Annotated in this window: 26 protein-coding genes; 24 read left to right on the top strand and 2 right to left on the bottom strand. The window is 44.9% G+C overall.

Annotated elements, in window-relative coordinates:
- The first annotated feature begins 6 nt into the window (after positions 1 to 6).
- From AB4114_RS19650 to AB4114_RS19575, 16 genes are all read left to right on the top strand, one after another.
- Positions 7 to 1,041, top strand: a complete 1,035-nt coding sequence (locus AB4114_RS19650; protein WP_171630389.1) for a rod shape-determining protein — start codon at positions 7 to 9, stop codon at positions 1,039 to 1,041.
- 21 nt (positions 1,042 to 1,062) lie between these two features.
- Positions 1,063 to 1,926, top strand: coding sequence for a rod shape-determining protein MreC (gene mreC / locus AB4114_RS19645; protein ID WP_441989990.1), 864 nt, complete (start codon positions 1,063 to 1,065; stop codon positions 1,924 to 1,926).
- 13 nt (positions 1,927 to 1,939) lie between these two features.
- Complete coding sequence (gene mreD / locus AB4114_RS19640) at positions 1,940 to 2,467, top strand: rod shape-determining protein MreD (RefSeq protein WP_441989989.1); 528 nt, start codon at positions 1,940 to 1,942, stop codon at positions 2,465 to 2,467.
- 72 nt (positions 2,468 to 2,539) lie between these two features.
- A complete protein-coding gene (gene minC, locus AB4114_RS19635) occupies positions 2,540 to 3,199 on the top strand; it encodes a septum site-determining protein MinC (protein WP_441989988.1) in 660 nt (219 codons plus the stop codon).
- Positions 3,200 to 3,237: 38 nt separating this feature from the next.
- Positions 3,238 to 4,032 (top strand): septum site-determining protein MinD, encoded by a 795-nt coding sequence (minD, locus tag AB4114_RS19630; RefSeq protein WP_056610363.1) that lies wholly within the window; start codon positions 3,238 to 3,240, stop codon positions 4,030 to 4,032.
- Between the two features lie 7 nt (positions 4,033 to 4,039).
- Positions 4,040 to 5,188 carry an FtsW/RodA/SpoVE family cell cycle protein gene (locus tag AB4114_RS19625; protein ID WP_441989987.1) on the top strand — a complete coding sequence of 383 codons (1,149 nt, stop codon included), beginning with the start codon at positions 4,040 to 4,042 and terminating at the stop codon, positions 5,186 to 5,188.
- Between the two features lie 144 nt (positions 5,189 to 5,332).
- Positions 5,333 to 6,202, top strand: a complete 870-nt coding sequence (locus AB4114_RS19620; RefSeq protein ID WP_441989986.1) for a peptidoglycan DD-metalloendopeptidase family protein — start codon at positions 5,333 to 5,335, stop codon at positions 6,200 to 6,202.
- The gene (locus AB4114_RS19615; RefSeq protein WP_441989985.1) at positions 6,195 to 7,070 is read left to right on the top strand and encodes a M50 family metallopeptidase; all 876 of its coding nucleotides are present in this window, start codon (positions 6,195 to 6,197) and stop codon (positions 7,068 to 7,070) included. The genes AB4114_RS19620 and AB4114_RS19615 overlap by 8 nt, the downstream gene beginning before the upstream one ends.
- A gap of 23 nt (positions 7,071 to 7,093) precedes the next feature.
- On the top strand, positions 7,094 to 8,257 hold the full coding sequence (locus AB4114_RS19610) for an Rne/Rng family ribonuclease (protein WP_441989984.1): 1,164 nt from the start codon (positions 7,094 to 7,096) through the stop codon (positions 8,255 to 8,257).
- Between the two features lie 156 nt (positions 8,258 to 8,413).
- Positions 8,414 to 8,725 carry a 50S ribosomal protein L21 gene (gene rplU, locus AB4114_RS19605; RefSeq protein ID WP_028555793.1) on the top strand — a complete coding sequence of 104 codons (312 nt, stop codon included), beginning with the start codon at positions 8,414 to 8,416 and terminating at the stop codon, positions 8,723 to 8,725.
- Between the two features lie 11 nt (positions 8,726 to 8,736).
- On the top strand, positions 8,737 to 9,090 hold the full coding sequence (locus tag AB4114_RS19600; RefSeq protein WP_441989983.1) for a ribosomal-processing cysteine protease Prp: 354 nt from the start codon (positions 8,737 to 8,739) through the stop codon (positions 9,088 to 9,090).
- A 4-nt stretch (positions 9,091 to 9,094) separates the two neighbouring features.
- Complete coding sequence (gene rpmA, locus AB4114_RS19595; protein ID WP_036742986.1) at positions 9,095 to 9,409, top strand: 50S ribosomal protein L27; 315 nt, start codon at positions 9,095 to 9,097, stop codon at positions 9,407 to 9,409.
- A gap of 188 nt (positions 9,410 to 9,597) precedes the next feature.
- Positions 9,598 to 10,353, top strand: a complete 756-nt coding sequence (locus AB4114_RS19590) for a Spo0B domain-containing protein (RefSeq protein WP_441989982.1) — start codon at positions 9,598 to 9,600, stop codon at positions 10,351 to 10,353.
- Positions 10,354 to 10,368: 15 nt separating this feature from the next.
- Positions 10,369 to 11,673 (top strand): GTPase ObgE, encoded by a 1,305-nt coding sequence (obgE, locus tag AB4114_RS19585; RefSeq protein ID WP_441989981.1) that lies wholly within the window; start codon positions 10,369 to 10,371, stop codon positions 11,671 to 11,673.
- A gap of 161 nt (positions 11,674 to 11,834) precedes the next feature.
- A complete protein-coding gene (locus AB4114_RS19580) occupies positions 11,835 to 12,911 on the top strand; it encodes an anthranilate phosphoribosyltransferase (protein WP_441989980.1) in 1,077 nt (358 codons plus the stop codon).
- Between the two features lie 160 nt (positions 12,912 to 13,071).
- Entirely contained in the window at positions 13,072 to 14,055 is a 984-nt protein-coding gene (locus AB4114_RS19575) for a C40 family peptidase (RefSeq protein ID WP_441989979.1), read from the top strand.
- A 65-nt stretch (positions 14,056 to 14,120) separates the two neighbouring features.
- On the opposite strand, the gene AB4114_RS19570 is transcribed toward AB4114_RS19575, so the two are convergent.
- The gene (locus AB4114_RS19570; RefSeq protein WP_441989978.1) at positions 14,121 to 14,630 is read right to left on the bottom strand and encodes an NUDIX domain-containing protein; all 510 of its coding nucleotides are present in this window, start codon (positions 14,628 to 14,630) and stop codon (positions 14,121 to 14,123) included.
- Between the two features lie 197 nt (positions 14,631 to 14,827).
- Between AB4114_RS19570 and AB4114_RS19565 the strand changes: the two genes are divergently transcribed.
- From AB4114_RS19565 to AB4114_RS19545, 5 genes are all read left to right on the top strand, one after another.
- Complete coding sequence (locus AB4114_RS19565; RefSeq protein WP_056610603.1) at positions 14,828 to 15,280, top strand: ACT domain-containing protein; 453 nt, start codon at positions 14,828 to 14,830, stop codon at positions 15,278 to 15,280.
- Positions 15,281 to 15,314: 34 nt separating this feature from the next.
- Entirely contained in the window at positions 15,315 to 16,601 is a 1,287-nt protein-coding gene (locus AB4114_RS19560; protein ID WP_441989977.1) for a homoserine dehydrogenase, read from the top strand.
- Between the two features lie 169 nt (positions 16,602 to 16,770).
- Positions 16,771 to 17,748: a homoserine kinase gene (gene thrB, locus AB4114_RS19555; RefSeq protein WP_441989976.1), complete on the top strand. Its 978-nt coding sequence runs from the start codon at positions 16,771 to 16,773 to the stop codon at positions 17,746 to 17,748.
- The gene (gene pheA, locus AB4114_RS19550; protein ID WP_441989975.1) at positions 17,745 to 18,611 is read left to right on the top strand and encodes a prephenate dehydratase; all 867 of its coding nucleotides are present in this window, start codon (positions 17,745 to 17,747) and stop codon (positions 18,609 to 18,611) included. Before thrB ends, pheA begins: the two co-directional genes overlap by 4 nt.
- A gap of 198 nt (positions 18,612 to 18,809) precedes the next feature.
- Positions 18,810 to 20,087: a LysM peptidoglycan-binding domain-containing protein gene (locus AB4114_RS19545; RefSeq protein WP_441989974.1), complete on the top strand. Its 1,278-nt coding sequence runs from the start codon at positions 18,810 to 18,812 to the stop codon at positions 20,085 to 20,087.
- Between the two features lie 71 nt (positions 20,088 to 20,158).
- Here the strand turns inward: AB4114_RS19545 and sigW are convergent, their stop codons facing one another.
- A complete protein-coding gene (sigW, locus tag AB4114_RS19540) occupies positions 20,159 to 20,770 on the bottom strand; it encodes an RNA polymerase sigma factor SigW (RefSeq protein ID WP_056610392.1) in 612 nt (203 codons plus the stop codon).
- 517 nt (positions 20,771 to 21,287) lie between these two features.
- Between sigW and AB4114_RS19535 the strand changes: the two genes are divergently transcribed.
- The 3 genes from AB4114_RS19535 (at position 21,288) to ruvA (ending at position 23,299) form a co-directional block, all read left to right on the top strand.
- Positions 21,288 to 21,950 carry a BofC C-terminal domain-containing protein gene (locus AB4114_RS19535; RefSeq protein WP_441989973.1) on the top strand — a complete coding sequence of 221 codons (663 nt, stop codon included), beginning with the start codon at positions 21,288 to 21,290 and terminating at the stop codon, positions 21,948 to 21,950.
- A 222-nt stretch (positions 21,951 to 22,172) separates the two neighbouring features.
- Positions 22,173 to 22,673: a crossover junction endodeoxyribonuclease RuvC gene (ruvC, locus tag AB4114_RS19530; RefSeq protein WP_441989972.1), complete on the top strand. Its 501-nt coding sequence runs from the start codon at positions 22,173 to 22,175 to the stop codon at positions 22,671 to 22,673.
- On the top strand, positions 22,670 to 23,299 hold the full coding sequence (gene ruvA, locus AB4114_RS19525) for a Holliday junction branch migration protein RuvA (protein WP_441989971.1): 630 nt from the start codon (positions 22,670 to 22,672) through the stop codon (positions 23,297 to 23,299). Before ruvC ends, ruvA begins: the two co-directional genes overlap by 4 nt.
- Positions 23,300 to 23,323 lie beyond the last annotated feature (24 nt).

Genomic DNA, 23,323 nt, shown 5'->3' with positions numbered 1-23,323 from the left:
GTTTGTATGTTTGGTGGTTTTACGAAAGATCTGGGGATTGACTTAGGTACCGCGAATACATTGGTTTATGTGAAAGGCAGAGGAATTATCGTTAGGGAGCCTTCGGTGGTCGCCCTTCGTACAGATACAAAAACAATAGAAGCAGTTGGTGAATCAGCCAAAAAGATGATTGGTCGTACGCCAGGGAATATCCGTGCCGTACGTCCGATGAAGGATGGTGTTATTGCCGATTTCGACACGACTGCAACGATGATTCGATACTTTATTCGACAAGCCCAGAAGCAACGTTGGTTATTTCCGCGTCATCCGAATGTCATGGTGTGTGTGCCATCTGGGATTACCGCTGTAGAAAAGCGTGCTGTTGAAGATGCTACAAAGCAGGCGGGAGCAAGAGAAGCCTACACGATCGAGGAGCCTTTCGCTGCTGCGATTGGAGCGGATCTTCCAGTTTGGGAGCCGACAGGGAGTATGGTTGTTGATATTGGTGGAGGTACGACAGAAGTTGCTGTTATCTCACTTGGCGGTATTGTAACCAGTCGATCCATTCGTATCGCTGGTGATGAAATGGATGAGGCCATTATTCAATATATTAAACGTACCTACAACCTCATGATTGGGGAACGTACCGCGGAAACACTGAAGATTGAAATTGGCTCAGCGCTTAATACAGAGAAGGCCGATTCGATGGAAATTCGTGGTCGTGATCTTGTAAGCGGGTTACCGAAAACGATCAGTGTAACGTCCGTTGAGATTACGGAATCGTTGTCTGACACGGTAAGTGCCATTGTGGAGGCCGTAAAGGTCACGCTTGAGAAATGTCCACCAGAGCTATCGGCGGATATTATGGATCGCGGTATTGTGCTGACTGGCGGAGGCGGATTGCTTCGTAATTTGGACCGACTACTGGCAAGAGAAACGGGTATGCCTGTAATGGTTGCCGAAAATCCGCTCGATTGCGTTGCGATTGGAACGGGACGTGCATTAGAGAATATTCACTTATTCAAAAACAAATCAGGATCTGGTTCAAGGTATAAGGGTTAATTTTCGTTAGAAGGTGCTAATTTGTTTAAATTCATGGGAAATAAACGACTTATTTTTCTTATGTCCGGTTTAGTCTGTTTCTTTATTTTAATGGGACTAACACTTGGGAATCGAGGGCCGATGACATGGCCTGAGAAATTCGTCAAAGACTCGATATCATGGACGCAAGGACTCTTGTATAAGCCCGCTGCGCAGGTAGCGGGTTTCTTCGAAGACATCAGACAGCTGCGTGTCATTTATGAAGAAAACAAGACGCTGAAGCTGACGCTCACGCAATACGCACGAGATACGCAACGGTTGAATGAGCTTGAATCACAGAATAAGCGTCTGTTGGATGAGCTTGGTTTCACAGAACGTCAGCGTCAAGCTAACAATTATACGTACAGAATCGCCGAGGTCGTCACGATTGATCCAGACCCCTACAATAGCACCGTAACGATTAATTTGGGTGACAAAGATGGGATTAAGGAGAATATGGCGGTTATGACTGTCGATGGCTTAGTGGGCAGAGTGAGTAAAGTGTTTGGGTTTCACTCCAATGTGCAGCTTTTGTCGGAGACCAATGATACCGACAACAACTCCAAAGCAATTGCCGTTACAGTCAAAGGGAGTGAGTCACAGCCATTCGGAATGATTGAATCCTATGATCCCAAGCTTGGGGAACTAGTGATGAATAAGGTTGAACATGCTGACGATATGAAAATCGGCGATACGATTATTACATCAGGCTTAGGGCAGGTATTTCCAAAGGGAATAGAAGTTGGGACGATCTCTTCGATTGGACCTGGGGAATTCGGCATTACGTATAAGGTCATGGTGAAGCCGAAAGCATCCTTCAACCGAATCCGTGAAGTGTTTGTCGTTGAAGTTCCGGAAGTGAAATGAGGTGAGTGGGCAAATGAATAGACATGTGTTATGGCTCATCCTGCTCGGACTGTTTATCCTTCAAGGCAGTTTAGTCGTATGGTTGCTGCCAGCCTCTTGGCAATCGATCGTCTATGTAACACCTCATTTACCTTTGGTATTCATAATGTTTATTGGACTTTTTCATCATCGTCATGCGGCTCTTCTTTACGGTCTTCTGTTCGGATTATTACACGATTTTACTTACTATGGAGCAATGTTGGGTGTTTACTCTTTCAGCATGGGGCTCGTAGGCTATTTGGCAGGCCTTGCGCAGCGCAGGCAGCCCAATCTTATTTTTTACAATTTGCTTATTACAAGCTTAGGATTATTAATATTTGAGTTTCTCAACTATGGGATCAACCGCTTATTCAAACTGATTGCCGTTGATTTGAATTTTGCTCTCACCCATTACATGCTCCCTAGTGTTCTATTCAATTTACTTGTGGCCTTGATTTGCTACGTTCCCATCCGCAAACTGCTTGAAGGCAAACGACTTGCAGCTTCAGCGAAGGAAGATTAATTTTCCAGGCGATAAGCAGGAGAATTTAGAACAAGGGCCGAAATGTATAGGTTGGGAGGTCGTCATGCCATTATGTCTGTAGCGAAGCACCATGTTATGATTAAAGGGGTCAAAGATGGCCTAGTTTTTTTACTAAATGACGCATGCGATTGGCAAGAGCTGTTGCAAGAGCTGCAACATAAGCTTGAGAAAACGCATCAACAAATATTAACGGGTCCGATTATTCATGTGAATGTCAAACTGGGCAACCGTGAGGCCACCGATGAGCAGAAAGAAGAGATTCGCGCTGTAATTAAGCAGAAGGGGAATCTCTTGATTCAATCCATCGAGAGTGAACCGCCTAAGGTGGAGGCTCCGCCGGAGCCCAAGGTATCCATAACAACGCTAAGAGGAATGATTCGTTCAGGACAAACCCTTCATAACGAAGGTGATTTACTTTATTTAGGTGATGTTAACCCAGGCGGAATCATTACCTCCACAGGGAACATTTATATAATGGGTTCACTTCGCGGTATGGCTCACGCAGGGTTAGACGGAGACGAGAAAGCAATCATTGCTGCGTCTCATATGCGGCCTACACAATTACGAATTGCCGGGGTCATCAGTCGTTCTCCAGATGAGTGGGGGATCGAGGAGGCTTTCATGGAATTTGCTTATGTCAAAGAAGGCAAAATGGAAATCGATAAGCTGCATCAGCTTCATCGGATTTGGCCGGATGCTCCAATTAAATAATTATTTTTAACATATAAACTGTGTCTGGGGTGAGGAATATGGGAGAGGCTATCGTTGTCACCTCAGGTAAAGGTGGCGTTGGTAAAACGACGACTTCCGCTAATCTGGGGACTGCACTTGCACTTCTGGGGAAGAAAGTATGCATGGTTGATACGGATATTGGTTTACGTAATCTGGATGTCGTGATGGGATTGGAAAATCGGATTATCTATGATCTTGTGGATGTTGCGGAAGGTCGTTGTCGTTTGCCGCAAGCGCTAATTAAGGATAAACGATTTGATGAGCTGTATTTATTACCAGCTGCTCAAACGAAGGACAAACACGCCGTAACTCCGGAACAGGTGCGTACCATTATTTTGGAACTCAAAAATGATTTCGAATATGTCATTATCGACTGTCCGGCGGGGATTGAGCAGGGATTCAAGAACGCGGTTGCAGGCGCAGATAAAGCGATTGTCGTGACGACTCCGGAAAATGCCGCTGTGCGTGATGCGGATCGGATTATTGGCCTTTTGGAAAATGAGAAAATATCATCACCGAAGCTTGTTATTAACCGTATTCGCCCTCAAATGGTGAAAAAAGGCGAAATGCTGGATATCGATGAAATTTGCTCTGTACTTGCAATAGATTTGTTAGGCATTGTACCGGATGATGAGCACGTCATTAAGGCGGCTAATCTAGGTGAACCAACGGTGATGAACCCCTCATCACGCGCAGCCATTGCGTATCGGAATATTGCTAGGCGTATTGTTGGCGATACCGTGCCTCTTATGCAGCTAGAGGACAAAACAGGCTGGGTAAAACGAATGAAAAAGTTTATTGGAATAGGATGATTGTTCTGTGTTTGCCAAACTGAAAAACATTGATATTCCAATTGTTGTCATTCTGTTTGCCTTCATGGTGATAAGTACAATGATGGTCTACAGCTCATCTGTCGATCATCCGACCATTAACATCAGCATTTCGAAAATTCTGATTTTATATGGGGTAGGACTCGTTGCTTTTCTAGCCTGTAGTTTATTCGATTATCGTGTACTTATACGAATTGCTCCGTATTTGTATGGGATTGGAATTGTCTCGTTGATTGCCGTCTATTTTTTTGGTAAAAAAATTCACGGTGCCCGCGGCTGGTTTGAACTTCCCGGAGGATTGACATTCCAACCAGCAGAGCTCGTCAAATTAATCTTGATTATTTGCATTACAGCCCTCCTTGCCAGACGCGGCGGGGATTTGCTTCAGGTGAAAAATGATATTATTCCTGTAGGGGTAGCTGTGTTTCTCCCATTCGTGCTTGTTCTCATACAGCCGGATCTAGGGAATGCGATTATTTTTGTTATTATTTTGATAGGTATGCTTTGGATTGGGAATATCAAATACACACAAGTTTTGATAAGTATCCTTCTCGTGGCCGGAGTAGGTTTCCTGACACTTACGCTATATAAACATTTTCATGATCCTTTGTTTGATATGCTTAAGGGATACGGCTTCAGTCACTGGATGGATCGGATAGATACGTTCCTTTATCCGCAGGATGTGTCAGATGATGATAATTATCAGGTACGCAACGCGATAAGGGCTATTGGTTCTGGTGGTTTGGATGGTGAGGGTTTCTTGAAGGGGACCTCTGTTCACAGTAATTTCATTCCTTTCGCTTATTCGGATTCGATCTTCGTTGTTGTAGGGGAAGAATTTGGATTCCGTGGTTCAGCCGTACTTTTGCTTATTTATTTCTTGCTTATTTATCGTATGATTCTGATTTCTATTCAAAGTTCTCAGCTTGCTGGCGCATATATCGTTGTTGGTGTTGTATCTATGTTCGTATTCCAAATTTTTGAGAACGTTGGAATGATGATTGGCATTATGCCATTAACCGGTATTACACTTCCTTTCGTCAGTTATGGAGGGACCTCGCTTCTAATCAATATGCTTTCACTAGGCCTTGTCATGAGTGTGAAGCTGCATCAGGAGCGCGCGCCTGAATTGTTTTAATGGCTTATCTATGTGAAGTCCGTGACCTTACCAAGGCCGCGGGCTTTTTCTATTGCTGCAAGCAGTACGAAGGCTGACTTTTCACATAATCTTGTCCATCTGCACATAGGCTGTACTAATGAAAGTCTATGAGGAGGGGATTCTATGGTTATAAAAGATAAAGTAAAGCAACGCCGACTAGAGCGACTTCGCCATTTGCGAGAATCGTCAGAAGCACCAAATGGAGGCTCACACAGATCCTCTCCGTCGGTTGATTTCCTATTGCCTACACGACAAAAAGAGGAAATGCCGTTATATGCTGATCCTGACTGGAGAAGACGAATGGAGGACCCTGAATTTGCCTGGAGACAGAAGCTCATGATGGATACGGCGAATGATGATGCAGAAAGAGGAATTCTTACCCCGCCATCTGCGCGGAGAATCGCCTTTAAGCTGCTCATCAGTGGTGCCCTATTTGCATCTGTTTACGGTATGTTTCACATAGACAAGCCATGGGCAAATCAAGGGAAGCTGTACATAACGGCAGCACTAACGCAGTCTTATGACTTTACAGCTTTGTCCGCTTGGTATGCTGATAAGTTCGGAGGAGCTCCTTCGTTTATTCCAAGCTTTAATCGCGCAGGCAATGAAGCTGTGATTGTGAGTACCTCGAAGCGTACGTTGTTCGCACCAGCCAAAGGAAGCGTGTTGATCAGATACGATGGGACAATCCATAAGGGAGTCAAATTGAACACGGCTGAGTTCGCTCCGGTGTATGCGATGGATACGGGGCAGGTTATTTTTGCAGGTACAACCACGGATACGGGATTGACGATTATGATTCGGCATCCGGGTGGACTGGAATCTTTATATGGTGGACTAAGTGAGGTTACTGTAGCTGTTGGCGATTGGATGAAGGTAGGGGAGCCCATAGGTAAAGCTTCAGCCAAAGATCCAACAAAGGGGAATCTGTACTTCTCAGTCATGAAAGAAGGCGTGACGATCAATCCGGTGGATGTGATCACCTTTGATTAAATGGGCAGGGACGAAATATCGATTTCATCCATTATTCACCTTAATAATGATTGGCTGTGCGATAACGGGATATTTCCTAGAGGCAATCACTTTATTCGGCATCGTACTTATCCATGAGTTAGGGCATTTAACCGCGGCGAAAGGGTTCGGTTGGAGGGTCCAAGAAGTGCAACTACTCCCCTTTGGTGGTGTCTTAATTGTTGATGAGCTAGGGAGTACGTCTACTCGTGAGGAGTTGATCGTCGCTATAGCGGGACCCCTTCAACACGTATGGATGATACTGCTGGCGTTGATTTTGAAGTCGCTGGATATTGGAAGTGGTAACTGGTGGGACTACTTCATTGAAGCGAATCTCATGATCGGATTATTCAATCTAATACCAGTGATGCCGCTCGATGGCGGGAAAATCATGCAAGGCTTGTTAGGCTATATCATGTCGTTTCATAACACCATTGTCTATTCGGTTTGGATCAGTATGATCATAAGCTTATCAATCATTGTTATGGCAATTATTCAGCTCGTACATGGGCAACTGCCAATCAATATTCTAGTTATAGGTCTGTTTCTACTTGTATCCAATTGGTACGCCTACCGGCAGATTCCCTATCACTTTCTACGTTTCCTAATGGGGCGCGGGTTGCGAGTAGGGCAGTTGCTGAGCCGAGGTACTCGAGCGCAGCCGATTGTAATTACGAAGCAGCTTACGATGGCGGAGACATTGAAGCTTTTTATGCGAGAACGATACCACTTAATTTATGTTGTGAATGAAGCAGGGCGCATCCAAGCTGTGCTGCCCGAACAGCAAATCGTCGGCGGTTATTTAGATGGGAAAAAACCGGGGAGTGCAGTTTCCGATCTTTTCATGTAAAATAACTGTTGAGGTGAACATGTATGAAGCAACTGATAATTCACTGCGCACCAGAGCTTACACAAGCGGCATTGCTAGAGGATGGACGTCTTGTGGAGTATGATACGCAGTATCCGCTTGAATCTCAACGGGCAGGCAGCATCTACATGGGCCGCATCGTTAACGTACTTCCTGGCATGCAAGCGGCATTCGTCGATATTGGACTTGCGAAGAATGCCTTTCTTTATATAGACGATCTCCTCCCCGTTCATGTGGACAAGCAACCTAAGATTAAGCCGTCCATTACGGATATTGCTGAAGTTGGGCAAATGCTAATGGTTCAAGTGAGCAAGGATCCACAGGGGACCAAAGGGGCAAGAGTGACTACGCACGTGTCCATTCCGGGCCGTTGGATTGTTTATATGCCAGATGCGGATTATATTGCCATATCTCGTAAAATTGATCTTGAAGCAGAGCGACAGCGACTAAAGCAGCTAGCAGAGGGTAATCTTATGCCTGGTGAAGGCGTGATTATTCGAACAGGTGCAATCGGTCAAAGTGAAGAAGCTATTCGAGACGATTTGCAAAATTTACGCGATGTGTGGGGTACCATTCTAGCGAAGAGAGAAGAAACGCATGTTCCCGCACAGCTTTATCAAGACCTGGATTTACTGCCCAAACTAGCGCGAGATGTGATATCGGATGAAGTTCAAGAAGTGTGGATGAGCAATAACAAGGTTTTTGAAGAAATGAGAACCTTATTACGCAAGCAGCAGCCAGGTTGGCGTGGCCGCATCGCTTTCTACGACCGTAGAACACCTATGTTCGATCATTTCGGCGTCACGGAAGAGCTGAACCAGAGCTTTCGTCGCAAAATCTGGCTCCCTAGCGGCGGGTATTTAATCATCGATCAAACTGAGGCACTGACAGTAATTGATGTCAATACGGGACGATATACGGGTTCTATTGATTTGGAGCAAACGGTTACAGATATTAATCGGGAAGCAGCTATCGAGATCCCTAGGCTCTTGCGGCTTCGAAATCTAAGAGGCATCATTATTGTTGATTTTATTGACATGCATGCAGAAGACAATCGAGCGAAGGTCATGGCGAATATGGCCGAAGCTGTACGCAAGGATCGTTCTAAGACGACAATTGTAGGTTGGACCAAGTTAGGATTGTTGGAAATGACTCGGAAGCGCAAATAAAAGGTTTGCATATGAAAATATAACTGTGATATAATACTCGGAGTGTGTTGTTTAGGCATGCTGTAACCGCACGAAACAGGTCGAAGTACGCGAATGGATGTAGTTCTGTTCCGTCACCTGCACAAGGCGAGTCTGAGACATGAGGAGGTAATGAAAATGTACGCAATTATTGAAACAGGTGGTAAACAGTACAAAGTTCAAGAGGGCGATGTTCTTTACATCGAAAAATTGAACGCTGCTGAGGGTGAGGTTGTTTCTTTTGATCGTGTGTTCTTGGTTTCCAAAGAAGATGGCCTAGTAGTAGGTGCTCCATTGGTTGCAGGTGCTTCAGTTTCCGCGAAAGTGGAAAAACACGGCAAAGGCGCAAAAGTCATCGTTTATAAGTACAAACCGAAAAAGAACTATCACAAAAAGCAAGGTCATCGTCAACCGTACACAAGAGTAGTAGTTGAGAAAATCCAAGCGTAAGAGACAAGCCTATGATCTACGTGACCATAGAACGTCTTGCACCGGATTCACCTCAAATTCTTTCTTTTGTAGTTGAAGGCCATGCTGAATATGACGTGCCTGGCAAAGACTTGGTCTGCGCCGCGGTATCAGCGATTTCCGTTGGTACATGTAACTCGATAGAATCCTTAACCGGTGTGATTCCCATTCACGAAATGGAGCCTGGACTGCTGGATGTAACCATCCCAGATAGTGCGCGTACCATGCCTGAAACTTGGGGTCAAGTGCAGTTAATTATAGAATCGATGGTCGTTATGTTACAAACGATTGAACAAACTTACGGTGACTATATAACGATTGAAACAATCTATCACAAAGGAGGATAACACCATGTTTTTGAAATTGGATCTCCAATTATTCGCTTCCAAAAAAGGGGTAGGTTCCACAAAGAACGGTCGTGACTCACACTCTAAGCGCCTTGGCGCTAAACGTGCTGACGGTCAAACTGTTACTGCTGGAAGCATTCTTTACCGCCAACGCGGTACGAAAATTCACCCAGGAACGAACGTAGGCATCGGTTCGGATGATACACTTTTCGCTTTGGTACAAGGCGTAGTGAAATTCGAGCGTTTGGGCCGCGATCGCAAAAAAGTGAGCGTATACCCAGTTGATGTAGCTCCAGTAGCTGCAGCTCTAGAAGCGTAATTAGAATCCCTGGTGAGCGAGAGTTCATCCAGGGATTTTTTCTCAATATGCAAGGAAAAACCTCTAACCGTGATCACTCATTTCGGATGGTCCGGGGCGGGGGTTTTCTCGTTTGTTTGGTGAAGTTTTCCAGGCAGCATGATATACTGGATGAACGGTTACAAAGCAGAGAACGGGGCGAGCGGATAATGAAGCAATTGGGCAGCGCACAGGTCTATATATTAGCACTTGTGCTCATAGGATTGACTGGCTTGTTGGTTACAGAACCGTGGATTATTCGAGTGGCATTTCTACTAATCATTCTCGTAAGTGGGTATACAGCTTGGAGATTAGAAGTAAGTAGAATGGAAGAAAAGTGGCTTTCTACGCTGAAGCAGCAGGAGCAAGAGGACCATCTGAAGCTGATTGCCGTTGTAAATCGCTTGCGGCATGATTGGATGAATGATACCCAGATTTTATTTGGTTACATTCAAATGAAGAAGTTTGATAATTTACGGCCATATATGGAAAAAATAAAAATGACTATGCAGCAGGAAAGCAATCTCTCCAAGCTGGGAATCCCTTCTTTTATTGCTTACTTGCTTCAATTCCGTGTGCAGTCAAAGACGCTAGAGCTGAAAGTGGAAGTTGAGCAAGAAATTAATCTTGGACAACTCCCGATTCAGCACGGACTGATTGAACGATTGGTTCGGCAAATGGTGGCCTGCATCCAGGAACATACGGCATTCGAAGATGGGGAAAGTGGCACACTCAGCTTGGAGTTTGATGTTCAAGAAGATGGCTTACTGCTTGATTTTGTATATCAAGGCCCCTATAATCGGGAACAACTTGAGCAATCGATTTTAGCACGTTTTTCATCGAAAGGTTCACAGAACTTGCTTGAGAATGATGATTGGCATGAAGAAGAAGCAAGTGTCACGCTGCGATTGCCGTTTCATATATAAAGTTGAGGTGTAGAAATGTTTGTTGATAAGGCGAAGATTTTTGTAAAAGGCGGAGACGGTGGTGACGGTTTAGTTGCTTTCCGTCGGGAGAAGTATGTACCGGAGGGTGGTCCTGCCGGCGGTGACGGAGGCAACGGTGGTGATGTTGTTTTCCGCGTAGACGAAGGCCTACGGACATTGATGGATTTCCGTTATCAGAAGCACTTTAAAGCAGAACGCGGCGAGAAAGGCCGTAACAAATCGATGCATGGAGCTAACTCAGAGGATATGATCGTTCGTATTCCCCCTGGGACAACCATTATTGATGATGACACGCAAGAAGTGATTGCTGACTTAACGCGTCATGGGCAAGAAGTCGTTGTTGCGAAGGGTGGCCGAGGCGGAAGAGGGAATACGCGCTTTGCAACTGCTCGCGTGACAGCTCCTGAGATTGCGGAGAACGGTGAAGAAGGCGTTGAACGTTGGGTTATCTTAGAAATGAAAGTAATGGCTGACGTAGGGCTTGTAGGTTTCCCGAGCGTGGGTAAATCAACTTTATTGTCTGTCGTTTCTGCCGCGAAGCCTAAGATTGCAGCGTATCACTTTACAACGTTAACCCCTAACCTAGGTGTAGTTGACGTTGGGGATGGCAGAAGCTTCGTGATGGCAGATTTGCCAGGTTTGATCGAAGGCGCTCACGAAGGTGTAGGCTTGGGCCATGAGTTTCTACGTCACGTAGAGCGGACGCGAGTCATTGTACATGTCGTGGACATGTCGGCTGCGGACGGACGTGATCCTTATGAGGATTTCATCAAAATCAATGAAGAAATCAAGCTCTATAATGCGAAGTTAGAGCAACGTCCTCAAATCGTTGTAGCCAACAAAATGGATATGCCAGAGTCGGAAGATAACTTGGCCTTGTTCAAAGAGCAGTTGGCTGCTGACGGCAAGGATTATGCCGTTTATCCGATTTCGGCATTGACGCGCGGTGGCGTTCAAGAGTTGCTCTATAAGATTTCTGACATCGTGGAAAGTATCCCGAATGCCCCAGAGGTCGAGGGAGTTGCTGAGACACAAGAGCGTAAAGTATATCGCTTTGAGAAACGCGAAGAGAATGACTTCACGATTCGTCGTGATAATGATGTATTCGTTATTGAGAGCCCGTCGATTGAGAAATTGATTAAGCGGACGAATTTTACGACCCAAGATGGAATCGCGCGTTTTGCTCGTATTTTGCGTAACATGGGGATTGATGATGAGTTGCGTAAGCGTGGCGCCGTACATGGACAAACGATTCAAATTGGTGACTTTGACTTCGAGTTTGACGAAAACAATTTATAATACAAGAGCACTTATCCCTAAGGGATGGGTGCTTTTTTTTGTTCTGACCCATTTAATGTCATGATACTTGACATGTATTATTAAAAGCATTACCATTTTAGATATATCACAAAAATAATGTAAGTAAATATAACATAAAATGAACATAAGAAAGGGGGAGTATGATGAAGAAATGGATTCAAGCGATGGGGGCGGATCAGACGCGAATGCGGAATTTAACCTACGATGAAGCTGTAGAAGCTGCTGGCGAAATGGCGAAAGGAGATTCAACAGATGCGCAATGCGCAGCATTCCTAATKGCGCTATGTATGAAAGGGGAAGCAGATGAAGAGTTGATGGCCTTTATCGATGTCTATCGCGGCTATTCCTTGAATTATCATACTCAGCCTAACTCGCTTAATTCAATCGGGCCTACGGAAGGGAGAAAGCGATTCCCTGTTACGTTGCCTGTCAGCTTGCTGCTTGCTTCAGTGGGATTCACCCAGGTGATGCAAGGTGGTGATGCGCTTCCGTCTCGCCAAGGGACTGCACTGAAAGAGATCGTAGAAGGCTTAGGTGTTACCTTGCAACTTTCTGTGAAGGCTTGGCAATCCATGTTGTTTCATTTGCACATCGGATTTCTACCTACAGAGCAACTGTGTCCGCCAATTGGACGGTTGAAGCCGGTGCGAGAACAATTGGGTATACGAACAGTCATTGATACGATAGAGAAAGTATTAAATCCTGTGCTGTCGACGAACTTAATTATCGGTGTGCAACAGCGCAAAGCAATGGAATCCCTGATTCCGATATCGATGCGTTCGGGTTTTCAACAAGCGTATATTATAAGCGGCATTGATGGCTCAGAGGATTTACCCCTTTATGAGAATAGCACGATCCGGATCGTGACCCCCTGGGGAGATGAGTCCCGTAGTGTTGAGCCGCAGAAATTTGGCTTTACGAGTACACCTCTACCTCATCTGGCGAAAGAAGATCAGATTTCCATGGTGAAACGCATTATTACAGGCGAGGATGGAACAGAGGTCAAACGTGAACGTGATCACGTCATTTTCAATACAGGGTTAAGATTGAAATGGTTTGATAAGGTAGATAGCTACGAAGAGGGCTTTCAGCTTGCCGAAGCTCTACTACAGCGGAAAGAAGCGCATAAAATCATGCAGCGCTGGATTGATCAGAGTCAGTATTTGAAATTGCAAGATCTTGCCGACAGTGATGATTCCTCTTCGAAAATAGGTTAAAGGCCTTCCAAAAAGCTGTGAGTAGACAGCAAATGGGGGGCTTTTTTTATGGGGGTAGGCAAATTGGTAGATGTTACAGCTAAAACTTAATCAATGGATATGTTACCATTTACTAGTGTCATCAGGATTCGTAAGTACAAAACGCTAGGAGGCCTACTTCATGAAGAAACAACTACTTGCTTTTGCTCTTATCCCATCATTACTATTTGGTGCTGTTACAGTCCCATTCCCTAAAGCAGCTTCTGCTGCAACTACTGGTGAAGTCGTTAGCAGTGTGAGCTTCCGCCAAAGTCCAGACGAGAATTCACCACGTATTCGGTATTTAAAAGCTGGAGAGCCAGTCTCCATTATTGAGAAAGTGAATGCTTACTGGTATAGAGTTCAAGTGACGAACGGTCAGATCGGTTATGTCTCGACGAGTTCGAAGTACATAAAAGCAAACGATCAAACAACGTCACCTGCAACAGGGACAGGACGTATCGTCGCAAGCGTGAGCTTCCGCACCGCGGCTAATGAGAATGCAACGCGAATCCGTTATCTGAAGACAGGAGAAACCGTTCAAATCCTGCAGAAAGTAAATGCGTATTGGTATAAAATCAAGGCATCAGATGGTCGTGAAGGATACATAAGCACAAGTCCTACCTACATATCAACATCAGGTACAAGCACGTCTCCTGGTACGAACACAGGTGGTGGGACAACAAGCGAAAAGATTCAAAAGGTAATAGCAGCAGGTAAGAAATACATAGGAACGCCATATGAATATGGGTCCAGTCGTGATAGCACCGCAACGTTTGATTGTTCCGATTTTGTACGTCAGGCATTTTTGGACGGAATTGGATTGAAATTACCGTCTGATTCAAGAGGTCAAGGTGCGTATGTGAAATCGCTCGGACACAATGTAACGGATTGGCATAACCTCAAAGTTGGCGATCTCATGTTCTTTATGTCTTATAAAGGAACAGCGCAATCCAACTATGCAGGAATTAATAAGTCTACACAAACGATTACCCATGTGGCTATTTATTTAGGCGATGGTCAAATCCTTTCGACGTATTCCAAAGAAAGTGGCGGCGTGCGAATTGATTCAATCGCGAATCGGCATTGGGAATATCGCTTCCTATTCGGAGGCAGTGCGTTATAAGAATGCTACAAAAAGAGCAGGCAACGAGAAATCGTTGTCTGCTCTTTTCCAAGTCGGGGGTTGGACTAAATTTGCATCGGGTCCAATAAGGGGTTCCAATGAATCGTAGGTGTATCTGTCCCTAATTGAATCCCTGCAGAGCCTATCCACGGATGGGAAGTCCGGCCTACGCTGAAATAATGTTCGAGTAAGCAGCGGAAAATATAGGGCATCGGACGATCTAGGACAGCTGTTTTGTGAATCCAATGCAGATCACCTTCCGATGTAACGATTCGTGGATTCACATCTGTTTTACCGACATAGAAAAACTGTTGGCGTATTTCTTGGCCATTGAGCCGAAGTAAGACATATTGCAGATGTAAATCTTGAATCTCGTCTTGCTCAATGCCGGTTTCTTCCCAAACTTCACGAAAGCAAGCCGTTCTTGGTTGGCTAATTTCATGCGGTTCGAGATGACCCCCAATTGCCGCCCATAAGCCGGGAGAGAGGGTGCGGTTTAACGCGCGTTTCATCATGAGGAGCTCGTCATGCTTGTTCCATAAAAGTGCGGTAGACATCATTCGTAATGTAATCATGGAGAGATCCCCTCCCTTCGTTAGTTCCGTTTCAGCTTATCATAGAAAAGGAAGGGGCTGCAAAGGCGAATGCTTGGATGCATTTTGCCTATTGCTTCACAAGGCATGTTTCGATATAATGTCCTCTATAGGGAAACATTAGTCTTTTTGGAGAGGACGGTAGTTAGGTGCCGGAGAGCAAAGAGTTTCTTCCAACCATGAAGCACATCGGACCTGAGAGGTACTACTTAGTCCGTGAAGACATTCTTCCAGAAGGTGTTCTGAAGACAGCGCAGGCCAAGGAGTTGCTTGCACGGGGTGAAGTGAAGACGATTCACGACGCCGTCGAACAAGTTGGGCTGAGCAGAAGCGCCTTCTATAAGTATAAAGATGGTATTCATCCACTTAGCAAGCTAGAGCGCGAACGCATCATTACGATTTCGATGGATTTGGAGCATAGGTCTGGGATATTGTCCCGCGTACTCGCACTCATCGCTAATTTGGATGGCAATGTACTGACTATCCACCAAACGATTCCATTACAAGGTATGGCGAATGTCGTTATATCCTTAGAGATTTCTTCCATGGGCGAGGAGATCCGGGAAATTGTGGATCGCCTAGGGGCGCAAGACGGAGTCAAGCGTGCCATGGTCATCGGTCAAGGAAGTTAAGATTTGATTAGCATACAATTCAGGAGGTAATGAAATGAAACCCATCAAGGTTGGTTTACTAGGATTAGGTACTGTAGGAACAGGTGTCGTACGTATTGTTGAAGGGCATCAAGAAGATTTGCAACGTCAAACAGGTTCAGCTATTGAAATTGCAAAAATTCTTGTACAAGATAAATCCAAACATCGTAACATTTCTGTTGATGCAGATAAGCTTACAGAGAACGTCTGGGACGTCATTGGCGATAGTGAGATCGATATCGTTGTTGAAGTAATGGGTGGCGTTGAAGCAACGAAAGCCCACATTCTAACAGCACTGGGGAACGGCAAACATATCATTACAGCCAATAAGGATCTAATGGCGATGCATGGGGCTGAAATTTTGGCCAAAGCCGCTGAAAATAACTGTGATGTTTTTTATGAGGCGAGTGTTGCAGGCGGGATTCCAATCATTCGTGCACTTGTTGAAGGCTTCTCCTCCGATCGCATCACGAAGATTATGGGGATTGTGAACGGCACGACGAACTACATTTTAACTAAAATGAGTCAAGAAGGCGCAGCATATGCCGATGTCTTGAAAGAGGCACAGGAATTGGGCTATGCAGAAGCAGACCCAACTTCAGATGTTGAGGGCTTAGATGCTGCTCGCAAAATGACAATCTTATCAACGCTTGGTTTTCATGCCAATATCGCATTGAGCGATGTGGAAGCTAAAGGTATTTCCAAGGTAACGAAGGAAGATATCCAGTACGGTAAAAAGTTAGGGTATGAAGTAAAATTGCTTGGTATTGCTGAGAATCATGATGGTCATATCTCGGTCAGTGTTCAACCGACTATGGTCAAAAGCTCGCATCCACTAGCTTCCGTAAATGGTGTTTTCAATGCCGTTTATGTGACTGGTGAAGCAGTTGGTGAAACGATGTTCTACGGTGCGGGTGCAGGTGAACTTCCAACAGCAACATCCGTTGTAGCTGACCTAGTGGCTGTTGTACGCAATTTGAAATTAGGTATTAATGGACGTACGGTACAGGCTCCTTACAAAGAGAAGAAGCTTAAAACGGACGAACAAATCGCTTCCAAAAACTTCATCTTACTTCATGTTGAAGACAAAGCAGGCGTACTTGCCCAAATTACACAAATTTTCGCAGAGCATGAGGTTAGCTTGGAATCGGTCTTCCAACATCCGAATAAATCGAACCCGAAAGCAGAAATCATCATTATTACACATGATGCCAATCAAGCGAGCATGAAAAATGTATTGAATCAATTCGAATCCATGGATGTTATCCATGCGATTAAGAGCGTATATCGTGTAGAAGGCTAGAAATCGGTAACGCACTCGTCCTAGGAGGAGTGCGTTCGACGTTTATTTTAAAATATAGGAATTTATATGTTTCACATAATTATTAGAGCTATATTTCTCCATAAAACGCTCCCGTCCCCGAAGGACGGCGTAGCCGTTTATTTTGAGTGAAGAGAGGCGCAATTTCGAAATGAGCTACAAGACAGAACAAAAGGTAAGGGTGAAAGTACCGGCAAGCACTGCGAATCTAGGTCCCGGCTTTGACTCCTTGGGGATGGCCTTGAACTTATATGCTTGGATTGATATGGCGATCTCTGATCAGACAAGAATTCAATTGATCGGCGATCAGATGAGTGGAATTCCTACGGATAAATCGAATTTAATCTATAAAGTAGCTCAAATGGTGTTTGATAAAGCTGGCGTTTCGCATCCAGAGCTTGAGATTTCTATGTATAGCGAAATTCCACTTACACGAGGTTTAGGAAGCAGTGCTTCGGCAATCGTAGGGGCGCTTGCAGGAGCAAACGCACTTATTGGGAATCGATTCTCAACCTATGAGCTGTTCCAAATCGCTTCGCGTCTGGAGAAGCACCCTGACAATGTCGGCGCAAGCCTATATGGCGGAATTGTCGTTGCCTTCTGGGACGAATCAAGGGCAGAGTCGATACGTATTGAGCCTGATCACAACTTGGAAGTGCTGGTGGCGATACCAGCTTTCCAGTTATCCACGGAAAAGGCGAGAGGCGTTATGCCACAGCATGTATCGATGAAGGATGCCGTGTTCAATCTTAGTCACTCCTCGTTACTGGTTGCTGCCTTAAGCACGGGAAACTTGGAGATGATTCGTCTTGCGATGAAGGACAGATTGCATCAGCCCTATCGCGCGGCGCTTATCCCTGGTATGAAGACACTATTGAATGAATGTGAGGATCATGGCGCGCTTGGTGTTGCTTTGAGCGGAGCAGGTCCAACCATGTTAGCACTGGTCGACGCACGTAGTGAGAAAAAGACAGAGCTAGAGGCGTTCCTTCGCGACACGTTGGCGAAAGAAGGCATTGAAGCCCAGCTTCTATGGCTGAAGCCGAGCGAAGAAGGTGTGACGACAACAGCCCTTCAAAGCGGAGATGAGAGTCTTCTATCTTTAGTGGAAAATGAGGTGTTGGCATGAAGCGAGTTGCAATTCTTGGCCCCAGTACGTTCTCGGAAGAAGCTACACGTCACTTTCTAGGTGAGAAGTTTACATATGTCTCGTACAAGCTGATCTCTGAGGTTTTCAATGCAACGGCATCGGGTGAAACCGATTTAAGTGTGATACCCATTGAGAATACGCTAGAAGGCTCTGTGCATCTCCACGTGGATTGGCTCGTTCATGAAGTTGATCTTCCGATTCGAGCAGAATGGGTATTTCCGATCGATATGAATCTCATTGGTTACCCAAATCCCGATGCAGAAGTTGACGGTTTGAATCCCTATCGTCACATTCGCAAGGTACTTTCTCATCAAGTTGTACCTGCTCAATGCAATCAATTTATGAAGCAATATTTGCGTGAGGCCGAGTTTGAGCAAGTAAGCTCTACGGCTGAGGGTGTACGCATCGTGTCTACGCTTCAGGACCCGACAGTCGCTGCGATTGGAACGGCCATTGCCTCAATGAACTATGGTGTGCCGATGCTGCAACGTGAGATTCAAGATCACAAGGATAATATGACTCGCTTCTTGCTTGTTGGTAAAGAAGCGTCGGAGTTGATGCCGTCTGAGGATATGAAGACGACGATTCTGGTTACACTACCAGAGGATTATCCAGGTGCTTTGCACCAAGTTCTATCCGCTTTCGCTTGGCGGAGAATTAATCTTTCCAAGATTGAATCGAAACCGACGAAGAAGAAGCTTGGCATTTATTATTTCTATATCGATATTGCGGGTACGATGGACTCAGTTCTTCTGCGTTCAGCTATACAAGAGATCGAAGCCATTGGATGTCAGGTTCGAATTTTGGGCTGTTATCCAAGCTATCCGTATATTGGATCCTAAGGTAAATCCCTTGCGTTTATGACGCGAGGGATTTTTTTTGTACGAAAGGGGCAAAAGCCTAGGAACGTGCATAAACTGTAATATCATTATTGTGAATAAGCGATGCTGACGCGGCCAAGTTTATGGCGATTGGAAGAGAAACGCGAAGGAAATGCTTACAAGCCAGTTTTCTGTAGAAAACTTTAAGGAGGTAGGGTTTTGAAAATCCATATTGTCAAAAAAGGCGATACCCTGTACGAGCTCGCAAAAAAATACAACACCACCCTAGACCAGATTATTGCACTTAATCCGCAAATAGYTGATCCAAATCAGATTGAGATTGGGATGAAAGTGAAAATTCCATCTACAGTTAAACCTGCTGAACCACCTGCATCTGATTATGTCTATAAGCATGTTGTACAGCAAGGTGACAGTTTATGGAAGCTTGGAAAGGCGTGGGATGTACCACTGCAAGCAATGATTAAAGCGAATGCACATCTTAAGAATCCAAATGTACTTATGACGGGGGATGTGGTTTTTGTCCCTAAAATGCAGCAGGGACATACGCATAGTAATCAGCATGGCATGCACCACGCGCACCACAATCCATCAAAGCTTAGCACAGAGCCGTTTGCTCCCGTGCCAATGACTGAGCCAATGCCGCCAACAGAAGCTTATCAACAGCCAATTATCGCAAGCCCACAACAACCTGTCGTTGAGGCACCTCCGTTATCTACGGGGGAAACGGTTCCAGCCATGCCACAAATAATGCCGCCAKCGCCGGTTATTCCAGCTCCCGTCATGGAAGATCATGAACTCCATCAACCCTATGGGCAAGCGGTACATCCGTTCCAACAATTTCATATTACAGCCACAGAAGTTTTTGCTTACCCCGAGCAGCACCATGAGGCAATGACGCTTCCAGAGTATCCTCCGTATCMTTCGTATCCTCCGTATCAGGAGGAGCCGTGTGAGCAGCTTCCGACGATGGTAGCTCCAGTCACTTCAGTCGATGAGGGATGTGGGTGTGGCGGACCTTCTATGAATGAACACCCTTGGATGAACTATCCAGCTCATTACGGGAATGTTCCTATGGGGAACCCTTGGGACAATGCGTCACAGGAGATGCCGGTAATGCCTGCCTTTTATCCACCTCCAATGCCGTATGATCATCTTATGGCGCAACAATATGCGTTCCAACATGATCCTTATGGTATTCCTTATGTGGGTGCAGGCCACCACGCTCCTTATGAAGAATCATCTTTGTTGCCGCAAGTTCATACCCATGAACTAAAGCAGGTTACAGATACGCAAGCGGAAATTGACATTGACATTCGCGATAAGCAAAAATCAGTTAAACCCAAAACAAGTGGAAGCCGCACAACACGAAAAGTAAAATTATCAGGAGCCTCAGCGTTGAGTGCGTTCTTACAGCAACAAGAACGGGGTATAGAGAAGCGGGAATCGAGCAAACCGGGTCCGTGGATTAATTTCTAAGTTTCAAAAAAATAAGCCTCAAATCACGATTTATATCGTGGTTTGAGGCTTATTGCTATTCTGCATGTCAATTAAGCGATCATGCCCAATGTGAAGAAGGTCATTAAACCAATAACGAAATTCATTCCCCATTTTTTGCGAAGAAGCTCACGTCCCCGGTGTAAACGAGTTTTCACAGTCGTAATCGGCAGGTTCAGACGCTCGCTAATTTCTTGAAGAGAAAGCTCCTCTAGATAGTACAGCGTAATAATACCTTTATATTTGTCTGCTAATTTGTTGATGGATGCGTGCATATGCTCTTGAATTTCGGTTTGAAGCACGGCATGTTCCGGCGATTGATCTTGACTGGCAAGCTTACTGTAGTAGCTGTAATCATCATCAAAATCATTGAGCTCCGCATCAAGGGATTGAACGGGCCTTTTTTTGCGTAGCAAATCGATGGCAACATTTTTTCCGATCCGATAAATCCAGGTTGAGAAATTCTGGCTTTCATCAAAGTGGTTTAAATTCAAATAGACGCGGATAAAGGTTTCTTGCACAATATCCTCAGAATCAGGACGGTTATGCAGCATCTTAAACGCAAGCTTTTGTATTTTGCTACGATAGAGCTCGACTAACTCCACGAAAGCGTTGCGATCGCCTCGTCTGGATAATTGAATTAATTGAAGTTCTGCCACATTCATGATGTTTCCCTCCTTAGAGTTGTCGTTTAGAAAAAAGGTGTAGACCAGTCTCATTTGCTTATATCATATATATCGTCATTCCTGTATGCCTATGAGAGTTTTATCTATCTTTGACTATATCATTTCTGTGGCTACAGTCAAATTCAAATGAGAACGAGAGTCCGATTATAACCAATTGTTACCGAAATCATGTAAGTTTCGTGACATTTTATAGGGATCTTTGACGAAGTCAAAGTCTCTCTGCTAGCTATGGGGACTCGGATTTGATTGGGTGACAGAGGTTGTATTCGTATTCGAGTTGCCTGGTCCAATTTTATGGATTTCGTTCCATAAAGCTACACTTCCCCACAATATAACGACGCCGATAATGAGGAGAGTTGTGCGTTTAATTGGTTTTCTTCCGTTCATGGTAAATTCACCATCCGTCTTGATTGGTTTGATTCTCTTCTATGGTAAATGATGTATAGTGCTTCCTGCAAATGGATACAATACGAAAAAACAAGAAGAAGGGGATAACGTGATTGTACATCGGTTCTTGAAGCAATTGAAGAAGAGACTACGCTGGAAGCGAAGTTGGTTGACCTTAGGGATATTCGTTCTGGTTGTTATGGTTACCTGGTCCGTATTTGGTGATAATGCCCCCTACAACTCGAAAATTGCCACTCGCGCGACGATCACTGGTCTAACACCAGAAGAAGATGAACGTCTTCAGGAAGCAACGAAATTGTTGCAAGCCATTTCCGATCGCAGAGAAAGCTATTTGCTCAAGTCCTATGTCTGTGGTGAAGAACGCAGTCAGTTGGGTTCGCACACATCACAAGAACTACTTTCACTGCAGAGACAACATCCGAGTTGGCAGTTAAGCATTCAAGGGACAGGCGAGGTTGTTTTTACGGAAAACATTGAAGATTTATCTCCAGACTGCAAAGAAAAAGCAGTATTCGGAATAGACGGCAGCAGTAATTTGTCGTTATTCAATGGAACTCCTGCAAACAATCACATTATACGCACCTTTTTCCAACTCAATATTCAGCAGTTAGAAAGCAGTTTACCAAGAGATACGGTGGCACAACTCCACGATGGAATTCGAGTAACGGATATAGAGGAGTATAATAGCGTATTATCAACGTTCAGCGATTATGCCATAGAAGTTACGGAAGGTGCAATGTCACGTCCTTAGTTCAAACAATACCATAGATAAAGCTCAAGAGATAGTTTCGGGATTTCCCGAGTCTATCTCTTTTTTTTGTTATCTGCTATAATGGAAATGACTACATATGTTCGCTTTTTTAAAATATAAGCATTTATATGTTTCACATTATAAGTTAGCTATATTTCACCATAAACGCTCCCGTCCCAGGAGGAAGGCGTAGCCGTTTATTTCGGATGGGAGAGAAATACTTTGCGTATTCTAGGGATTGATCCAGGGATCGCGATCGTAGGGTTTGGCTTTATTGATAAAATCGGCAGTAAACTAGTTCCGGTACAATATGGTTCGATTCAAACGGAAGCACACACGGATCCAGGTATCCGATTGAAGGATGTCTATGACGCTACAGTACAATTGATAGAGAAATATAAACCAGATGTGATGTCCATTGAGAAACTATTTTTCAATCGAAATGTAACAACGGCATTCACCGTAGGCCAGGCGCGGGGTGTAATGATCCTTGCGGGCGTGCAAGCTGGGCTGCCGGTTGCTGAATATACACCACTTCAAGTCAAGCAAGCCGTGGTAGGTTACGGGAATGCAGAGAAGAAGCAAGTGCAGGAAATGGTTAAGATTTTGTTGAAGTTGTCCCAAATACCGAAGCCAGACGATGTTGCTGACGCGCTCGCTATCGCTATTTGTCATGCACATTCCTCCGCACTTCAATCTAGAATAAACGAGGTCAAACGATGATAGATTTCTTACGAGGTAAAGTAGCTCTGCGTGAAAGTGATTATGCGGTTCTCGATGTGAATGGTGTGGGCTATCGTGTTTTTTGCCCGAACCCTTATGCGCTTTCGCATAAAGAGAATGAAGATGTCACGATGTTCATTCATTATCATGTAAGGGAAGATGCTCATCTTCTGTTTGGCTTTATTACGCGGGATGAGCAGTCCTTATTCCGCTTATTGCTGGATGTTAGTGGGATTGGTCCCAAAGTAGCACTCGGCATTCTGGCAGCAGGTGGAAGACMTGAAGCGGTCATACTAGCGATAAGTCAAGAAAATTTGGCGTTTCTGACAAAGCTTCCTGGTATCGGGAAGAAAACAGCTCAACGGATTATTCTAGACTTGAAAGATAAGCTAGGCTCTGTGAGCTTCTCTAGTCCGGAGGCTGCTGTCGCATTAAGTGTTGTCGGATCGGCACAATTAACAGAAGGCGGGCTGCCTTGGAGCGAAGCGAAGGAAGCCTTGATGACACTTGGCTATACCGAAGCGGAAGTCGATCGTGCATGGCTGCAAGTGAAGCCTAAAGCAGGGCCATCGGATTCAGTTGATGTGCTGGTGAAGCTTGCTTTGCAAGCTTTATTCACCATGTAAGCAACTGAACGTGCAAAGGAAGGA

Origin of the sequence: Paenibacillus sp. 2RAB27, assembly GCF_052115445.1 — a bacterium.
Lineage (GTDB): Bacteria > Bacillota > Bacilli > Paenibacillales > NBRC-103111 > Paenibacillus_E.
This window is presented reverse-complemented; position numbering and strand designations above follow the sequence as displayed.